The organism is Lysobacter rhizosphaerae (genome assembly GCF_054779795.1).
In genome coordinates this window covers 174,402-191,378 of record NZ_BAAGXO010000001.1, presented here as the reverse complement: position 1 = coordinate 191,378, position 16,977 = coordinate 174,402, and the positions used below count along the sequence as shown (strand labels likewise).

Annotated in this window: 17 protein-coding genes; 4 read left to right on the top strand and 13 right to left on the bottom strand. The window is 67.9% G+C overall.

What is annotated here, in order from left to right:
* Positions 1 to 27 precede the first annotated feature (27 nt).
* The 3 genes from ettA to pyrF all read left to right on the top strand — a co-directional run bounded on the left by ettA (position 28) and on the right by pyrF (position 3,211).
* A complete protein-coding gene (gene ettA, locus ACYVGE_RS00870) occupies positions 28 to 1,689 on the top strand; it encodes an energy-dependent translational throttle protein EttA (RefSeq protein ID WP_460726215.1) in 1,662 nt (553 codons plus the stop codon).
* 196 nt (positions 1,690 to 1,885) lie between these two features.
* The gene (locus ACYVGE_RS00865; protein ID WP_460726213.1) at positions 1,886 to 2,365 is read left to right on the top strand and encodes a cupin domain-containing protein; all 480 of its coding nucleotides are present in this window, start codon (positions 1,886 to 1,888) and stop codon (positions 2,363 to 2,365) included.
* Positions 2,366 to 2,398: 33 nt separating this feature from the next.
* Positions 2,399 to 3,211, top strand: coding sequence for an orotidine-5'-phosphate decarboxylase (pyrF, locus tag ACYVGE_RS00860; protein ID WP_460726211.1), 813 nt, complete (start codon positions 2,399 to 2,401; stop codon positions 3,209 to 3,211).
* A gap of 44 nt (positions 3,212 to 3,255) precedes the next feature.
* On the opposite strand, the gene ACYVGE_RS00855 is transcribed toward pyrF, so the two are convergent.
* The 13 genes from ACYVGE_RS00855 to gspE form a co-directional block, all read right to left on the bottom strand.
* Complete coding sequence (locus ACYVGE_RS00855; protein WP_460726209.1) at positions 3,256 to 4,134, bottom strand: glycosyltransferase family 2 protein; 879 nt, start codon at positions 4,132 to 4,134, stop codon at positions 3,256 to 3,258.
* A gap of 19 nt (positions 4,135 to 4,153) precedes the next feature.
* The gene (locus tag ACYVGE_RS00850) at positions 4,154 to 4,999 is read right to left on the bottom strand and encodes a glycosyltransferase (RefSeq protein ID WP_460726207.1); all 846 of its coding nucleotides are present in this window, start codon (positions 4,997 to 4,999) and stop codon (positions 4,154 to 4,156) included.
* A 9-nt stretch (positions 5,000 to 5,008) separates the two neighbouring features.
* Complete coding sequence (gene gspD, locus ACYVGE_RS00845) at positions 5,009 to 7,309, bottom strand: type II secretion system secretin GspD (RefSeq protein WP_460726205.1); 2,301 nt, start codon at positions 7,307 to 7,309, stop codon at positions 5,009 to 5,011.
* A 9-nt stretch (positions 7,310 to 7,318) separates the two neighbouring features.
* Positions 7,319 to 8,110 (bottom strand): type II secretion system protein XpsN, encoded by a 792-nt coding sequence (locus ACYVGE_RS00840; protein ID WP_460726203.1) that lies wholly within the window; start codon positions 8,108 to 8,110, stop codon positions 7,319 to 7,321.
* A complete protein-coding gene (gene gspM / locus ACYVGE_RS00835; protein ID WP_460726201.1) occupies positions 8,100 to 8,750 on the bottom strand; it encodes a type II secretion system protein GspM in 651 nt (216 codons plus the stop codon). Before gspM ends, ACYVGE_RS00840 begins: the two co-directional genes overlap by 11 nt.
* Complete coding sequence (locus tag ACYVGE_RS00830; protein WP_460726199.1) at positions 8,734 to 9,903, bottom strand: PilN domain-containing protein; 1,170 nt, start codon at positions 9,901 to 9,903, stop codon at positions 8,734 to 8,736. The genes gspM and ACYVGE_RS00830 overlap by 17 nt, the downstream gene beginning before the upstream one ends.
* 46 nt (positions 9,904 to 9,949) lie before the next feature.
* Positions 9,950 to 10,816, bottom strand: coding sequence for a type II secretion system minor pseudopilin (locus ACYVGE_RS00825; protein WP_460727252.1), 867 nt, complete (start codon positions 10,814 to 10,816; stop codon positions 9,950 to 9,952).
* A gap of 20 nt (positions 10,817 to 10,836) precedes the next feature.
* Entirely contained in the window at positions 10,837 to 11,496 is a 660-nt protein-coding gene (locus tag ACYVGE_RS00820) for a prepilin-type N-terminal cleavage/methylation domain-containing protein (RefSeq protein WP_460726197.1), read from the bottom strand.
* The gene (gene xpsI / locus ACYVGE_RS00815) at positions 11,493 to 11,924 is read right to left on the bottom strand and encodes a type II secretion system protein XpsI (protein ID WP_460726195.1); all 432 of its coding nucleotides are present in this window, start codon (positions 11,922 to 11,924) and stop codon (positions 11,493 to 11,495) included. The genes ACYVGE_RS00820 and xpsI overlap by 4 nt, the downstream gene beginning before the upstream one ends.
* The gene (gene xpsH, locus ACYVGE_RS00810; protein ID WP_460726193.1) at positions 11,921 to 12,376 is read right to left on the bottom strand and encodes a type II secretion system protein XpsH; all 456 of its coding nucleotides are present in this window, start codon (positions 12,374 to 12,376) and stop codon (positions 11,921 to 11,923) included. The genes xpsI and xpsH overlap by 4 nt, the downstream gene beginning before the upstream one ends.
* Positions 12,377 to 12,405: 29 nt before the next feature.
* The gene (gene gspG, locus ACYVGE_RS00805; protein ID WP_460726191.1) at positions 12,406 to 12,855 is read right to left on the bottom strand and encodes a type II secretion system major pseudopilin GspG; all 450 of its coding nucleotides are present in this window, start codon (positions 12,853 to 12,855) and stop codon (positions 12,406 to 12,408) included.
* Positions 12,856 to 13,118: 263 nt separating this feature from the next.
* On the bottom strand, positions 13,119 to 14,336 hold the full coding sequence (gene xpsF / locus ACYVGE_RS00800; RefSeq protein ID WP_460726189.1) for a type II secretion system protein XpsF: 1,218 nt from the start codon (positions 14,334 to 14,336) through the stop codon (positions 13,119 to 13,121).
* A gap of 4 nt (positions 14,337 to 14,340) precedes the next feature.
* Positions 14,341 to 16,059, bottom strand: a complete 1,719-nt coding sequence (gspE, locus tag ACYVGE_RS00795; RefSeq protein WP_460726187.1) for a type II secretion system ATPase GspE — start codon at positions 16,057 to 16,059, stop codon at positions 14,341 to 14,343.
* A 209-nt stretch (positions 16,060 to 16,268) separates the two neighbouring features.
* Here gspE and ACYVGE_RS00790 point away from each other — a divergent pair, with 209 nt between their 5' ends.
* Positions 16,269 to 16,925, top strand: coding sequence for a helix-turn-helix transcriptional regulator (locus tag ACYVGE_RS00790; protein WP_460726185.1), 657 nt, complete (start codon positions 16,269 to 16,271; stop codon positions 16,923 to 16,925).
* Positions 16,926 to 16,977 lie beyond the last annotated feature (52 nt).

The window sequence follows — 16,977 nt, the reverse complement described above, 5'->3', positions numbered from 1 at the left end:
ATGGGCGCCGTTCGAACGAGAGCCCCGATGCAATACATCTACACCATGAACGGCGTCAGCAAGGTCGTGCCGCCGAAACGCCAGATCATCAAGGACATCTCGCTGTCCTTCTTCCCGGGCGCGAAGATCGGCCTGCTCGGCCTCAACGGCGCCGGCAAGTCGACGGTGCTGAAGATCATGGCCGGCGTCGACACCGATTTCGTCGGCGAAGCGCGCCCGCAGGCCGGGATCAAGGTCGGTTACCTGGCGCAGGAACCGCAGCTCGACCCGGCCCACACCGTGCGCCAGGCAGTCGAAGTGGGCCTGGGTGAAATCATCAATGCACAGGCCGCGCTGGACGCGGTATACGCCGCCTATGCGGAAGAAGGCGCCGACTTCGACAAGCTCGCCGCCGAACAGCAGCGCCTGGAAGCCATCCTCGCCGCCGGCGACGCGCACACCCTGGAAAACCAGCTCGAAGTCGCCGCCGACGCGCTGCGCCTGCCGCCGTGGGAGGCCGTGATCGGCAACCTGTCCGGTGGCGAGAAGCGCCGCGTCGCGCTGTGCCAGCTGCTGCTGCAGAAGCCGGACATGCTGCTGCTCGACGAACCGACCAACCACCTCGACGCCGAATCGGTCGAATGGCTGGAGCAGTTCCTCGCGCGCTACACCGGCACCGTGGTGGCCGTCACCCACGATCGCTACTTCCTCGACAACGCCGCCGAGTGGATCCTCGAGCTCGACCGCGGCCGCGGCATTCCGTGGAAGGGCAACTACACCGACTGGCTGGTGCAGAAGGACGAGCGCCTGAAGCAGGAAGAAGGCCAGGAAAAGGCGCGCCAGAAGGCGATCCACAAGGAACTCGAATGGGCGCGCCAGAACGCCAAGGGCGGCCGCTCCAAGGGCAAGGCCCGCCTCGCGCGCATCGAGGAACTGCAGTCGGTCGACTACCAGCGCCGCCAGGAAACCAATGAGATCTTCATTCCGCCGGGCGAGCGCCTGGGCAACAAGGTCATCGAGTTCAAGAACGTCAGCAAGAAGTTCGGCGACCGCCTGCTGATCGACGACCTCAGCTTCAGCGTGCCCGCGGGCGCCATCGTCGGCATCATCGGCCCCAACGGCGCCGGCAAGTCGACCCTGTTCAAGATGATCATCGGCAAGGAGAAGCCGGATTCGGGAACGATCGAATCCGGGCAGACCGTGAAGCTCGCCTACGTCGACCAGAGCCGCGATGCGCTGACCGGCAACCACAACGTGTTCCAGGAAGTCTCCGGCGGCCTCGACATCCTCAACATCAACGGCATCGAGATCCAGTCGCGCGCCTACATCGGCCGCTTCAACTTCAAGGGCCAGGACCAGCAGAAGATGGTCGGTACGCTGTCCGGTGGTGAACGCGGCCGCCTGCACATGGCCAAGACCCTGCTCCAGGGCGGCAACGTGCTGCTGCTCGACGAACCATCCAACGACCTCGACATCGAAACCCTGCGCGCGCTCGAAGACGCGCTCCTCGAATTCCCGGGCAACACCTTCGTCATCTCGCACGACCGCTGGTTCCTGGACCGCATCGCCACGCACATCCTCGCCTTCGAAGGCGACTCGCACGTGGAGTTCTTCCAGGGCAACTACCGCGAGTACGAGGAAGACAAGAAGCGCCGCCTCGGCGCAGAAGGCGCGCAGCCGCACCGCCTGCGGTTCAAGGCGTTGAAGTGACGCATCGGCCCGCACGCGCTTCGGCGCGTGCGGCTTTGCCGATGCGTCATCCCGGCGCGCTTTTAGCCGGGATCCAGCTGTTGCTGTTGCTGTTGTAGTGCCGGGCCCGTCCGGCATGCTTCTCGAATCAAAAGCAAAAGCAAAATGGTTCCCGGCGTTCGCCGGGATGACGAGCAAAAGCAAGGGCAAATCGCCGATGACCGAATCCCGTCCTCGCCCCGCCGCCATCGATGCCAACGCAGTCACGCCGCGCATCGGCTCCGGTTATCCCGAGCCATTCGCGTCACGGGTCGGCGGGCGCGCCAAGCGCGTGCTTGGCGATGCCTTCGGGCTGACCGCGTTCGGCGTCAACCTGACCCGCCTGCCGCCGGGCGCCTGTTCGTCGATGCGCCACGCGCATTCGCACGAGGATGAATTCGTCTACATCCTCGAGGGCACGCCCACGCTGGTGACCGACAAGGGCGAGACCCTGCTGCAACCGGGCATGTGCGCCGGCTTCGCCGCCGGCAGCGGCGACGCGCACCAGCTGGTCAACCACGGCGCGACCGACGTGGTCTATGTCGAGATCGGCAGCCGCCACGGCGACGACAGCGTCGTCTATGCCGACGACGACCTGGCCCTTCGTCGCATCGACGGCCAGTTCCGTTACTTCCACAAGGACGGCCAACCGTACTGACGGTCGTCCACGCGTCTTGAACAAGGATCGACGATGAGTTTCATGCAGGCGTTGCGTACCCGCTGGGAACAGGCCGATTCGCTGGTCTGCGTCGGCCTCGACCCCGAGCCGGCGAAGTTCCCCGCGCAGTTCACGGGCGACCCGGACGCGGTGTTCAACTTCTGCCGCGCCATCGTCGATGCCACCGCACCCTACGTGTGCAGCTTCAAGCCGCAGATCGCGCACTTCGCCGCGCTTGGCACCGAAGACGCACTGCAGCGGTTGATCGCGCACATCCATGCCGCGCATCCCGGCACCCCGGTGATCCTCGACAGCAAGCGCGGCGACATCGGCAGCACGGCGCAGCACTATGCGACCGAAGCCTTCGATCGCTACGGCGCCGATGCGGTGACGGCCAATCCCTATCTCGGCCGCGACTCGGTGCAGCCGTTCCTCGACCGCGCCGACCGTGGCGTGGTGATCCTGTGCCGCACATCGAATCCCGGCGCCGGCGACCTGCAGGACCTGGAGATCGGAGGCCGGCCCCTCTACCAGCACGTCGCCGAGAAGGTGGCGCGCGAATGGAATGGCCACGGCAACTGCGCGCTCGTCGTCGGCGCGACCTGGCCGGAGCAGTTGCGCGAAGTCCGCGCGATTGTCGGCGACGTGCCGTTCCTCGTTCCCGGCGTCGGCGCGCAGGGTGGCGACGTCGAAGCCGTGGTGACGAATGCGAAGACCGCCGACGGCACCGGCCTGGTCGTCAGTTCGTCGCGGGCGGTCCTGTACGCGTCGAACGGCGCCGATTTCGCCACGGCCGCCGCCAATGCGGCGAAAGCACTGCGCGACGAAATAAATCGCTTTCGCTGATCCAGTGGCAGCGCGCGCGAAGGTGCGCGCCCGACGTTACGGATTCAACCGCGCAGCCACGCCTTCATCGTGGCGAGCGGAAAGCGCAACCAGATCGCCGCGAATACCCCAAGCCGCGTGAGCGCGCCGCGCCGCGGCGCTTCGAACCTGCGGAAATAGCGCCACAGGCCGCGATGCTTGTGCCATTCCACGAACAGCGGGCGCGAGCGGGACGACACGCCGCGGATATGCACGACGCGCACGTCGTTGGCGACCGCGACCAGGGCATTGGCCTGGCGCGCGCGGCGGCACAGGTCCAGGTCTTCGGCATGCAGCCGGTAGCCGGCATCGAAGCCGCCTAGCCGTTCGAACAGATCGCGCGAGACCAGCATCAACGCCCCCGACACCGCATCCACCGCCTGCAGGGTCCGCGTTTCGTCGACGGCAACGCCCAGTTGGGTGCCAGCGGCCGCCGTGGACCCGAGCAGGGAAGCCAGCATCGAACCGAAATCCGGATCGCGTCGACGCGCGGCGACATCTCGCACACCGGTCTCATCCACCAGATCCGCACCCAGCACCACCTCGCGATTGCTGGCGACCGCATGGGCGCGCAGGCGCGCGAGCGTGTCCGCCTCGACCAGGCAATCGGGATTGACGAAGGCCAACCAGTGCACGCCATTGGACCGCGGCAGGTCCGCGGCGCCCTGGTTGCAGGCCACGGCGAACCCCGGGTTGTCGGGATTGGCGATGAAATGCACGCGCGTGTCGCGGGTGGCATGGCGCTGCACGATTTCCATCGTGCCGTCGTCCGAGCCGTTGTCGATCACGCGGATCGCGCCCACGCCGTCGGTGCCGCGGAGGCGCAGCAGGCAGTCGTCGATGGTCTCGGCACTGCGGTAGCTGACGACGATGGCGGCGATGTCGGTGATGTCGGCGGGGGTCATGCGCAACTCGGTGTGGATCTCATGCGAACAGGTCGCCCTGCGCGTCCGGCGGACCGATGCTGGCAAGCAGGCTTTCCAGCTGGCTGCGCGGCTCGCGCAATGGGTCCTGCATCAGGAAATGGGCGACGCGCGCATGCCACGCGGGCCAGCGCGCGGCGATCGCGTCGAGATCGCCGTCGTGCGGAACCCCTTCGCTGCGGCGCGCGACCACCGCGGTCTCGCACAGCACGTTGCGCCAGCCGAGCCCGGAGAGGCGCAGCGACAAATCGATCAATGCCGCGTACCAGGAGCCGTAGCTGGAGGCATCGAGGCCACCGGCGCGACGGCGCGCGCTACCGCGCAGGAGCACGGCATGACTCAGCGCGGTCGGCAGTTCAGGGGATGCGCCCGGCATGGCGGCCGCGGCGCGTGCGAGCCGCTCGGGATCGGCAGGCGCCTCGTTGACCTCGCCGATTCGCGGAAACGACGCGGTTTCGCCGGCATTGCTCCAGGGCGTCGCCGAGCCGACCGCGGCGTCGGCCCGCAGGCAGGTGGACAGGCGCGTGAGCCAGCCCGGCAGCGGCATGGCATCGCAGGCGAGCACCGCGACGTCGGCATCGCCGCAGGCACCGAATACTTCCTCCAGGTGCGCGACTTCCCCCACGCTGCGGTGGCGGCGCGTGTAGTGCGCCTCCAGCCTGCAGCCTGCGATCCAGCGTTCGATGATGGCCTGGCCGCGCGGGCCGGCCTGCGCGTCGTCGGCCAGCCACACGCGCGTTGCCGGCGGTGTGTTGGCCGCAAGCGCGGCGAGGCAGGCGTCGAGCGCTTCGTCGTCGACGCCTACCGGCACGACCACGATGGGGAGCACGTCCGGAGTGGCTGGCATGCCCCGCGATTACCGCCCCGGCTGGCGATGCAGCGGCTCGAGGGCGCGGAAGCGGGAGCCGTATTCGTCGGTGAGGTCGCGTGCTTCCTGCGGATTGCGGATGATGCTCGGGGTCAGCAGCACCACCACCTCGTTGCGCTCGTTGCGCGACGTCTGGGTGCCGAACAGGCCGCCGATGATCGGGATCCGGCTCAGCCCCGGGAACCCGTTGGAGCCGCGCGAGGTGGTATCGCTGATCAGGCCAGCCAGCATCACCGTATCGCCGCTCTGTACCGCGGCTTCGGTCTTGAGCTTGCGCGTGTTGACCGGCGGGTTGCATGGCGAGGTGTTGAGCGCGTTGACGCTGTTGCAACGCGCGGGCAGCGCCCCGGGCGAGCTGACTTCCTGCACCAGGTCGAGGAACACCATGCCGTCCTTGCTCACGCGCGGACGCACCTTGAGGATCACGCCGGTATCGAGGTACTGCACCTGCCCGTACGAAGTGGCGTTGCCGGTGCCCGAATTGACCGTCACCGATTCGATCGGAATGCGCGTGCCGACGTTGAGCGTGGCCTCGGCGTTGTTGCGCACGATCACGGACGGCGTCTGCAGCAGCGTCAGGTCGGTGACCGAATCCAGCGCGTTGATGATCGCGGCGGCGTTCTTGCCGAGGAAGGTCCAGGACACGCCACTGTCGGTCACGGTGCCGGCGATATCGCCCCAGATGTCCCGGCCGAGCGCGCTCGGCAGGCCTGCGCCGCCGGCGCTCGTCGGGGCATTGACCGCCTGCTCGAAGAACCAGTTGACGCCGTACTTGAGGTCGCCGGTCAGCTGGACCTCGACTATCTGCGCCTCGATCTGCACCTGCAGCGGCATCACGTCGAGGCGCTCGATCACGTCGCGGATCGACTTCCAGGCGGCCGGGTTGGAGCGCACCAGCAGCGAGTTGGTCTCCTGGACTGCCGACACGCCGACCTTGGCGCCTTCCACCTCGAGCATGACCGCGCCATTGCCGTTGTCATTGCTCGGATTGAGCGCCATGCCCTCGCCGAGGCCGCTGGTGGTTCCGGTCCCGCTGGTCCCGGTGTCGGTGTAGTTCCCGCCGGTCATCTGCGCGGTGCTGCCGCCGGTATCGCTGTTGTCGTTGAGCTCCACCGACTGCAGGCCCGGCATCAGCGACGGTGAACCGTTGCCATTGGCGGAGCTGCTGGTGCCGTGACCGAACACCTCCGACAGGCGATCGGCGAGATCCTTGGCCTTTATGTACTTGAGCTCGTACGAATAGAGCTGCACCCCGCCAGCGGCGCTGTCGATGCGATCGAGCCACTGCTTGATGTCGTCGAGGTAGTTGGGCTGCGAAGTGATCACCAGTACCGCGTTGGCCCCCTCCAGCGGCATGAAGCGGAACATGCCGGCGACCGGCGACTTGCTGTTCTCGCCGAACACCTTTTCGAGATCGGCAACGACCTTGCTTGCCTGGCCCGTGCCCAGCGGGAACACGCCGACCGACATCCCCGAAAGCCAGTCGACGTCGAAGATCTGGATCGTGCGCAGGTAGTTCTCGAGCTCGGTGCGCGTGCCCGCCACGCTGATGATGTTGCGTGCGTTGTCGACGTTGACCACGGCATTGGGACGCGCGTACGGCTTGAGCACCTTCTCCATCTCGGTGGCGGAGATGTAGCGCAGCGGGACGGTGCGCACTTCATAACCCCGCGCGAGCGCTGCCGAACCCGTGCGCGGCGCGACGGCGCCGCTGGCGAGTGCCTGGTCGGCGGCGACGATGTTGTAGCGGCCGCCGCTGTAGATCAGGCGGGCGTTGTTCCAGCCCAGCACCATTTCCAGCAGGTTCAGCGCTTCGGCCGGACTGACCGGCTTGGGCGTGCCCAGCGTGACGGTGCCCTGGACCCCCGGGGCGATCACGTAGTTCTGCCCGAGCATGTCGCCCAGGATGGCCTTGACCACCGCTTGCAGCGATTCGCCCTCGAAGTTGAAGGTTGCGCCGCCACCGGTGGCCGGCAACGCGGGTGGCGCGGCGGCGGCGGCTTCGCGATTGATGACCTGGCCGCTGCCTCGGCGGATCTGCGGACGTGGCGTGGCTTGATCCTCGGGCAATGGCTGCGCGCCGCTGACTACGGTGTCGCCGGTGGCTGGCGTGGTCGCTGGCGTGGTCGTGGCGGGTGCGCCGCCCGCCAGGATGTGCAGCGTGCGCGGGTCGGCGTCGCGGCGGATGTTGGCCACCGGTGTCGCCGTGCATGCGGTCAGGGCGAGCGCGACCGCGGTAGCGATCAGGGATTGGCCGGACCAGAGCGAGGAATGCGGGAGACGATTCATGCGGGCACTCTATTTGACCGGCGGTTTCTGTTGTTGCTGCTGCAGGGCTTCCTGCCGCAGTTGAGCACGGCGCGCTTCGATGCGCTTGCGGATGGCTTCCATCTGCGACTGTTCCGTCAACGCCGACTGGTTGGGCGTGGTGGCGGCTGGCGTGGCAGGTGCAGGCGATGCGACGACCGCGGGACCCTGCGGTCCCGGAGTTTCACCGCTGGCCGTGGCTGGCCCCTGCGGCGCGGCAGACTGGCCTTCGGGTCGCGCATTGTCCGGCTTGGTCGTCGCCGTGGGCGCTTCGCCGCCCACGCCATTGAAGACGCGCAGCTCAAGCCGTCGCTCGCCCTCGGGACCCACGAACACAGCGGCGCGGGCGTCCAGCGATTGCAGCCGCCAGTTCGGCAACGATTCGTGCGCTTCGCCCAGCTTGATGCGCAGCGGTGCGCTCCTGCCGTCGGGCGGCTGGATGATCGCCATCTTGAAGGTCGGCGTGATCATCACGCTGGTGAGCACGTAGTCGAACGCCTTGGCCTGATCCTCGCCGCCCTGTGGCTGCAGCGAGAACGCGTGTGGGCGGCGGTCATCGGCGAACAGCGGCCGATTGGTGATTTCGCCGTACTGCACAAGGGCGCCCAGGCGTTCCGGCGAGGCTTTCGGCAAGACCGGCAACGCGCGCACCAGCGCGGAATCCTCGGGCAGCTTCGCGATGCGCGCGCCCATGCCGAACAGCGCCAGCAACAGGGACGCGACGGCCCATGCCGCGGTCGCCGCGAGCAGCCAGGTGCGCGGGCTGGCACTGTCAAAGCGCATCGTCGCCCCCCGTGCGCGCTGCCGCGCCGCCAGGTTGCCTTGCAACGGGCACCGATCCCGGCGGCAGGTAGCCGTACAGGTCGAAACTGATGTCCAGTCCGCCCTGCATCCCGCTCTGGCCCGGGTTGAAGAACACACGCTGGCCAAGGACGTTGAGGTTGTTGACAAACACCCGTGGCGAGCCGCCTTCCAACGAATGCAGCACGCTGGCCAGTTCGGGCGTGCCGCAGCGCAGGCGTACCTGCACGGTCACGCGCGCGTACTTCTCGCGCGAGGGCTCCTGCAGCGGCGAACGGTTGGTGATCTCGCAGGCGCGGCGGCCGGGGCTGGCCTGCGACACCACGGCTTCCAGCCTCTGTACCAGCGCGGCGGTCGCAAGCTCGGGGCTGCGCTCGGGCAGGAAGCCGGGCGTGCGTGCGAGCTGCGTACGCGCCTGTTGCAGGCGCTGCTGGACCTGCGGCGCCTGCTTCATCTGCATGCGCAGGCGCAGTTCGCGCTCGCGCGCGCCATCGATGCGATTGTCGACCTCGCGCATCGGCACGGTGAACCAGGGATGGATCAGCACGGCATACGCCAGCGCCAGCGCGGCGGCGAGCAGGCCGAGCGCCAACCAGCGATCGCGGTCATTCACCGGCTGCACTGGGTGCCTCCTTGCTGGCGTTGGCGGGGCCGAGTTCGGCGGTGAGGGTGAAGCGGTCCTTGTGCGTGACCGGGTCGGTCTGCAGCGCGCCGGCCAGCGCGGGCGAATGCCAAAGCTTCGAGTCCTGCAGGCGGCCGATCAATGCCGGCGCCTCGTTGCTGAGTCCTATCAGCGTGAGACGGTCGTCTTCGATGGCGAGTTTTTCCAGATAGCTGCCATCAGGCAGGCGACGGCTGAGTTCGTCCATGACTTCCACGGCGGTAGGGCGTGCTGCCCGTGTGCGCTGCAGGAAGGCCTGCCCCTCGATCAGGTTGACGAGCTCCTGCTGCTGGGCAGCGGCACGACGGGCGGGGACAGCTTCGCGCTCCACCTGCGCATCGAATGCGTCCGCGGCGGCACGGCGATTTTCCAGCACCTGCCACAGCGCCAGGCCGGCGGCGATCACCGCGACGGCGGCGAAGGCCAGGTTCCAGCTCTGCCACGGGTCGCGAATGTTCTGTCGCTGCGACAGCGGCAGCAGATTGACCTGCAGCGGCACGCCATCGGGACCGGCGACATCGATACCGGCCAGGGCCGGTGCGACGGGTCCCAACGCGGCCAGCTGCGGATCGAGTGCCGCGCGCGGCACCGCAATCAGTTCGGCATCGATGGGGCCTTCGCCTTCGCGCCGCGCGATCACGCGGGCGTCGTAGGCGACGGCGTCGAGCGCGAAGGGCGTCTGCCGCTCGATCTCGAACCCGACCACATCGCGCAGGCGGTCCGCCGCGGCCGCCGGCAAGGGCAGACGCCGCCGCAGCGCGCTGCCAGCAGGCAGCAGCAGCCAGCGCGGAAGATCGGAAAGTCGCAGCCCGAGCACGCTCGCCAGGGGATCCCGGGGGGCCTCGAAGCCGTCCAGCCGCGGCACGTTGCCGAGATCGCGGATCTCGGCGCCACGCTGCAGGCGCAGGCGCAACGCCTCGCCTTCCACGACCAGCAACAGGCGGCCGCGATCCATGCCCAGCACCTGGCGCACGCGCGGCGGCAGCCAGGAGGCCAGTGCCTTTCCCCACCATGAGACGAAGCCGCCGGTGCCGATCCTGAGCGTGGATCCGCTCAGCCGGGCGCCGAAACGACCTAGGCGGTCCTGCAACCGACCTGCGGCAGGTGTGCTCATCCCGGCGAAGCTCCTCCCTCAAATGACTGCTGGAAACAGCAGGCCATCAATCCCCTGCCTGCCAACGCAACGGCGTATAGGCTGCGCCGGGCATCGCCCCACCCGCGCGCACCACCGCCCGCAACACCGCCTGGCGCCGATCGGCCAGAACCGCACGGCTCTCAATACTATACGTGCCGCTACTGCCACCCACGAGCGAACCGCCATCGGGCAGTGTCGGCGCCGGCAGGCCGGACGCGGGATTCCATCCCTCGCGCCGTGCCACCACGTCGGCGCCGTCCATCCCCATCGCATCGAGTACCTCGGCTGAGGCAAACGCTGGATCCGGACGGCCACGGCCACTGAACACGGTCAGGTGCGGGGCCATCTTCGCGTACAGCTTGCTCGTCATGCCGAGTACCTGTTCGAGCTCGGCAACGCTTTCGAACTCCGCATCCTTGGCGCCGTAGGGCAGTCCTGCGGCCGCATAGTCGTCGTCCTCGCCGCCACCAATGGGCTGGCTGAGGCTGTCGGGGTCGCGCCAGTCGATGATCGCCGCGGCAAGCTGCGTCGCCTGCTGCTGCTCGACGCCAAGGTGGCGGATGAATTCGGTCAGCAGGGTGAGGTCGGCCTGGTTGAGGTCGATCTTGCCGTTCTCGTCGACGATCTCCACCACGACCTCGGCATCATCGTAGTGCCAGCGGTGCGGACGGCCATCGGGCAGCCAGCGCTGCCGCGGATCGGGTGCGGCGACGCGGATCATCGCGTATTCGATACCGGCCCGGGCCGCGTTCTCCGCCACCAGGCCGCGTACCAGCACGCGGCCCTGCAGGTGCTCGGTACGCGCGATCAGCGCGAACGCCCCGACCAGTGCGGCGAGCAGCGCTACCAGCCACATCACCAGCAGCAGCGCCACGCCGCGCTGGCCCGACAAGCGTTTCATGGCCACGGCCGTCATTGCGTCACCGGCACGATTGAACTCGCCGTGGTCATCGCTGCGAGCGGCAAGGCCACGACCAGTGGCGGCCATGCTTCGCCCTTCTGGTCGGTCAGGGTGACTTCCACCATCAGCGGCAACTGATCGGCGTTGTCCCATCGCTCCACCCAGCCGCCCAGCCCGCCTTCCGGCGCGTACGTGCGGTACCGGAAGCGCGCGGACTCCAGGCCTTCGACCAGCACTTCCGGTGGGCGTGCATCGTCTTCCTCGACGGTCTTGCCTGCCAGCACCATCGTGAGCGCCAGCGTGATGCGCGCCCCGGACTCCCCGCTTCCTTGTTCGATCGCGAAATCATGCAGGTAGGGACCGCCGCGACCGAGGTAATCCGGCAGGTCGGCGACGAAGCGCATGCGATCCGGCCCGCCGATGAAGCGCTGGGGTGCGCCGGTCTCCGCATCCACGTTGAACGGCACCGCGCGCGCGGCTTCGAGCCGCCGGCGCAGGAAGCCTTCCACCGCGCGCATGCGTTCACTGCGTGAGGCCATGCCCTCGCCGCGCTGCGTGGTCCGGGTGGCCGCGCCAATCGTGGCGAAGGCCAGGGTGAGTCCGGCGGCCAGCAGGACGGTCGCAATCAGCACCTCGATCAGGGTGAAGCCGCGTACGCCGCGCGTGGTCACAGGCTCGCCTCGGCGCCCGGCGGCATCAGCCGGAGCGTGCGCAGCTGCAGGCGCTGGCGGGGGCCACCGTCGCCCCACTCGATGCCCAGGCGCACCTCGACCAGCTGCGGCGCACCCGGAGCGCGCAACGCATCCGCCGATTGCGCGGGATCCTGCCAGCGCTGGATGTCCACGGACCAGCGGTATCGCCCGTCCTCGAGTTCGCCGTTGGTGGTGCCGGGCTTGAGCGGTTCGCCCACGCCCAACTGCGCCATCAGCGACTGGGCGTGCAGCGCGGCGCGCCCGGCATCCGCGGCGTCGCGTACCTGTCGCGCCGCGCCGGACAGCGTGCCCAGCAGCAGCGTCAGCGCTGCCGCGAGCAGCGCAAAGGCGACGATGACTTCGATCAGCGTGTAGCCGCGCTGGCGGTGGACGGGAGCGAACCTCATCGCGAAACCTCGCCGCGCCGCAGGCGTACCTCGCCGGTGAGCCAGGTCACGTCGATGTCCATCGCGGACTTCTTCGCGCTCAGCTGCACGCGGCCGCCGGTCGACGCGCCATCGGGAAAGAACACGATCGCGCCCTCGCCACGCTGCGGCTGCACCTCGCGGGCACCGGTGAAACTGATGCCCAGCTTCGTCGGGATCTCGCCATGGCGGTTGTCCGGTGCCGTCCAGGTGCGTGCCTGCGGATCGATGGTGAACCGTTGCGGCACGCCGGTCGCGATGGCGCGGGTACGCGTGAAGCGCAATTGCGCCGTGATCTGCTTGGCCTCGCTGCGCAACTGCATGCCGGTGAAGCCACCGCTCATCGCGCCCGCGGCCAGCACGCTGATGGCCGCCAGCAGCGCGATCACCAGCAGCATTTCCAGCAATGAGACGCCACGGACCTTGCGCTGCATGTATCCCTCTGCACCAGAGAGCGTGGGTTTTACTCGAACTTGAAGTCGGCGTCGGTGCTGGTGCCGCCCGGCTTGCCGTCCTTGCCAAGGAAGACCAGGTCGAAGTCGCCATTCTCGCCGGGCACGCGGTATTCATACGGATGGCCGAACGGATCCTTCAGCTCCGCGGCCTTCGCATACGGACCGAGCCAGCCGTTGGCATCACTGGGCGCCGTGACCAGTTCATCGAGCGAGTTCGGCAGGCGGCCGGTGTCCATGCGGAAGGATTCGATCTTGCCGGCGAGGGTCTGCACCGCCGACTTGCCGAGGTTGTAATCGCCGCGGTCCTTGCCGCCGATCACGCGGCTGCCGACGAAGGTCAGCACTGCGCCGATCAGCACGATCACGATGATGATTTCGATCAGGCTCATGCCGCGCTGTTTGGCGGCGGTGGCGAGTCGGGGTTGGGCGAGTCGGGGTTTGGAGCGCAGGTTACGCATGGTGGATTCCAGGAATGAAGGTGTCTGGGAGCCGGGCCCGCGGCTGTTGGTTCAATAGTACGCGCAGCATGTTGCGTTGTTTCAATTGTGCGCTCGTAGCTCATGCGACAAGTCGATCTGTGGCTGCTTGGCGGAGACAACAAGCCATCGTTTTTCATTGTCGCGCCGCGCGCGTTCATTCCCACATTGCACTATCACCTCGCGGCGCGGCCGGGCGTTCGGCGATGCGCGAACCAGTGGTTCGCAAACGCATCGCCTCACCCTCACCCGATCGCATTGGTCAGGTCGTACAGCGGCAACAGCACCGACATCACCACGACGCCGATGACCGCCGCCAGTATCACGGTGACCACAGGCACCAGCGCCGCGAGCATGCGATCCAGGCTCAGCGCGGTTTCCTGCTCGAAGGTCTCGGCGGTCTTCACCAGCATTACATCGAGCGCACCGGATTCCTCGCCCACCGAAATCATCTGCAGGGCCAGCCGCGGGAAGCGCTTGCCACGCGCCAGCGCCGTGGACAGGGCGATGCCGTTCTTCACCTCATCCGCAGCAGTTTCGACATCGGCGGCCAGCACGCGGTTCCCCAGCACGTTGCGGCCGATGCCCAGTGCGGTCAGCAAGGGCACGCCGTTGCGCACCAGCGTGCCCAGCGTGCGCGCGAGGCGGGCCGTTTCGACCTTGGCCACCAGCGCGCCGGCAAAACGGCGCTTCAGCAGCCAGGCATCGAACTTCTCCCTGAACGCGGGATCACGGCGTTTGCGATCGAACCACCATATCCCGGCGGCGGGAATCGCCAGCAGCAGGAACCACCAGTCGCGCACGAACAGGCCGATGCCGAGCACGATCTTGGTGAACAGGGGCAGCTCGGCATCGAGGCTTTCGTACATCTGCGCGAACTGCGGCACGACATAGCCGAGCAGGAACAACAGACTCAGGCCCACCATCGTCATCAGGATCGCCGGATAGATCAGCGCATTGACGATCCGGCCCTGCATCTCGCGCGAGCGTTCGAGGTATTCGGCCAGGCGCGTCAGCGTTTCGTGCAGGCTGCCGCCCGCCTCACCCGCGCGGACCATGTTGACGTACAGGCGCGAGAAGGCGCCATGCTGCCGATCGAGCGCGGTCGACAGCGAGCTGCCACCACGCACCGCATCGCGGATGTCGGAAATGGTGCGCTTGGCGACTTCGTCTTCCGGCAGCTCCAGCAGGATGCTCAGCGCACGATCCAGCGGCTGCCCGGCGCCGAGCAGCGTGGCCAGCTGCTGGGTGAACTGCACCAGGCGCGGGCCGGCGAACGGCTTGGGCTTGAACAAGCCTTTCCAGATCGACGCCCCACGCGCCTCGCTGGCGAGCTTGGCCTCGACCGGCAGGTGTCCTTGCTCCTGCAGGCGCGCGATCACCTCGGCATTGCTCGCGGCTTCCATCTGGCCGTCGAGCAGCTCACCGCGGGAGTTCAGCGCCTGGTAGTGGTAGAGGGGCATGCGATCAGGCGTCCTCGGTTACGCGCAGCACTTCCTCGATCGTGGTCTCGCCCGCCAACGCCTTGACGATGCCGTCCTCGTACATGGTGCGCATGCCGGACTGGCGCGCGAGCTGTTCGATTTCGCCCATGCCGGCGTGGCGCATCACCGCGCGACGCAGTTCGTCGTTCATGACGAGGAATTCCAGGATCGTGGTGCGCCCCAGGTAACCGGTCGGTGCGATCGCGGAACCGCGCGGGTGATACAGGTGGATCGTGCCTTCGGGCTGGTAGCGGCGCAGGCCGAACTTCTCGATCTCCTCGGGCGAAGCCGGGTAACGCTCGGCGTGCGTCGGTTCCAGGCGACGCACCAGCCGTTGCGCGAGGATGCCGTTGATCGTGGAGGTGAGCAGGTAATCCTCGACACCCATGTCGAGCAGGCGGGTAATGCCGCCCGCGGCGTTGTTGGTGTGCAGCGTGGACAGCACCAGGTGGCCGGTGAGCGCGGACTGGATCGCGATGCGCGCGGTTTCCAGGTCGCGCATTTCGCCGATCATGATGATGTCCGGGTCCTGGCGGACGATGGACCGCAATGCGTGGGCGAAATCGAGGCCGATCTGCGGCTTGGCCTGGATCTGGTTGATGCCTTCGATCTGGTACTCGACCGGATCCTCGACGGTGATGATCTTGACGTCGGGCGTGTTGAGCTTGGACAGCGCGGTGTACAGCGTGGTCGTCTTGCCCGAACCGGTCGGGCCGGTGACCAGCAGGATGCCGTGCGGCTGGTCCAGCACGTGCTGGAACTGCGGCAGGAAGTGGTCGGTGAAGCCGAGCTTCTTGAAGTCGAAGACGACGGTTTCGCGGTCCAGCAGGCGCATCACCACCGATTCGCCGTGCGAGGTCGGCATGGTGCTCACGCGCAGGTCGAGCTCCTTGCCCTGCACGCGCAGCATGATGCGGCCGTCCTGCGGCAGGCGGCGCTCGGCGATGTTGAGCTTGGCCATGATCTTGACGCGCGAGATCACCGCGGCGGTGAGGTTGGCTGGCGGCGACTCGCCTTCCTCGAGCACGCCGTCGATGCGATACCGCACCTTCAGCCGGTTCTCGAACGGTTCGATGTGGATGTCCGACGCGCGCAGTTCGACCGCGCGCTGGATGACCAGGTTGACCAGGCGGATGACGGGCGCTTCCGACGCGAGGTCGCGCAGATGCTCGACGTCTTCGAGGTCGCCGGCGCCTTCGCCTTCCGCGGTTTCGATGATCGCGCCCATCGCGCTGCGGCCCTGGCCGTGCCAGCGCTCCACCAGGTCGTCGATCTCCGAACGCAGCGCCACCAGCGGCCGCACTTCGCGCTGGGTCGCCAGGCGCACGGCATCGAGCAGGTAGGTGTCCTGCGGATCGGCCATCAGCACGTCCACGCTGCGCTCGGTTTCGGCCACCGGGCAGACATGGAACTGCTTCATGAACTTGTTCGTGAGCACAACGCCTTCCGGCGGCAGCTCCGGCGCGTCCTTGGCGCTGACCAGCGGCAGGTCGAGGACGCTGGCCACGGTTTCGGCATGATCGCGCTCGGAGACCAGGCCCAGCCGCGACAGCAGCGACAGCAGGCTGCCGCCGGCTTCTTCCTGCAGGCGCCGCGCCCGCGCGAGGTCGGCATCCTTCAAGCGGCCTTTCTCCAGCAGCGAGGCGACGATGCGCTCGTCGATGCCGGGGTCGATGGTGGTGTCGTTGGCAACCGCGTTCACGTCAAGTCCCTCGCAGGCCCCGTACAGGGGGCTCCGACTTTAACAGCTACGCGGTAATGCCCCTGACGAGGACGAACTCCCTCTCCGCCGCTGCAACGCTTGCCCACTCACCGGCCATAGACGGCCATTCGTCCTTTTCCGCGGTCTCGCGCCGGTTTCATGCGAACGAGGAGCGCTATGGTTTCGCCATCCGGGGAGGGGATCCGTTCATGGCGGGTGACAGCGGGCGACAGCCGGCCGAGCGCCGGGTACGGCGCGAGGATCGACCCGAGCAGTTGCGCTGGATCGCGCAGGCGCGTTGCCTGGCGGCGACGCTCGACCTGCTGCGGCACCCGATCGCGCTGCTGCTGCCGGGTGAGCCGATCCGCGTGTGGCATGCCAACGCGGCAGCGCGCAACCGCTTGAGCAGCCATGCCGACCTGCTGATCCGCGACGGCATGTTGGTGGCCGCGCCTGCGACCGCGCACGCGCTGGCGCAGGCAATCCTGCACGCCCGCGTGCTTGGGCCCGGGCACCCGCAACAAGTCGTGCTGCCGTCCGGCAGCGGAGCCGTGGCCACCGTGCAGGTCCTGGACTTCGGCGCCAGCGCCGATCTCCCGGTCTCCACCGTGCTGATGTTCGAAGTGCGCGAGTCGGCCTCCACCGAGCACGGCCTGCAGCGCTTGTGCGGCGAATTCCAGCTCACCCGCAAGGAAGCCGAAATCGCCCTCGGCCTGTATTCGATGGGCTCCATCGAGGAACTGGCGCGCTGTGCCGGCAAGTCCGTGCACACCGTGCGCACCCAGCTCAAGGCGGCGATGCAGAAGACCGGCACGCACACCCAGGCCAGCCTGGTGGCGATGGTCGCGAACCGGTTGACCCGCTGATCCGACCGCCGGCCGGCGCTTACCCCAGATGGGCGATGACGCTGGCCGGCTG

Coding starts and splice junctions, on each gene's coding strand:
- ACYVGE_RS00865 (WP_460726213.1), top strand. CDS start 1,886: ATGACCGAATCCCGTCCTCGCCCCGCCGCCATCGATGCCAACGCAGTC.
- xpsH (WP_460726193.1), bottom strand. CDS start 12,376: ATGCAGCGCAAGGTCCGTGGCGTCTCATTGCTGGAAATGCTGCTGGTG.
- ACYVGE_RS00855 (WP_460726209.1), bottom strand. CDS start 4,134: ATGACCCCCGCCGACATCACCGACATCGCCGCCATCGTCGTCAGCTAC.
- ACYVGE_RS00850 (WP_460726207.1), bottom strand. CDS start 4,999: ATGCCAGCCACTCCGGACGTGCTCCCCATCGTGGTCGTGCCGGTAGGC.
- pyrF (WP_460726211.1), top strand. CDS start 2,399: ATGAGTTTCATGCAGGCGTTGCGTACCCGCTGGGAACAGGCCGATTCG.
- gspD (WP_460726205.1), bottom strand. CDS start 7,309: ATGAATCGTCTCCCGCATTCCTCGCTCTGGTCCGGCCAATCCCTGATC.
- xpsF (WP_460726189.1), bottom strand. CDS start 14,336: ATGCCCCTCTACCACTACCAGGCGCTGAACTCCCGCGGTGAGCTGCTC.
- ACYVGE_RS00790 (WP_460726185.1), top strand. CDS start 16,269: ATGGCGGGTGACAGCGGGCGACAGCCGGCCGAGCGCCGGGTACGGCGC.
- gspG (WP_460726191.1), bottom strand. CDS start 12,855: ATGCGTAACCTGCGCTCCAAACCCCGACTCGCCCAACCCCGACTCGCC.
- ACYVGE_RS00840 (WP_460726203.1), bottom strand. CDS start 8,110: ATGCGCTTTGACAGTGCCAGCCCGCGCACCTGGCTGCTCGCGGCGACC.
- xpsI (WP_460726195.1), bottom strand. CDS start 11,924: ATGAGGTTCGCTCCCGTCCACCGCCAGCGCGGCTACACGCTGATCGAA.
- ettA (WP_460726215.1), top strand. CDS start 28: ATGCAATACATCTACACCATGAACGGCGTCAGCAAGGTCGTGCCGCCG.
- ACYVGE_RS00830 (WP_460726199.1), bottom strand. CDS start 9,903: ATGAGCACACCTGCCGCAGGTCGGTTGCAGGACCGCCTAGGTCGTTTC.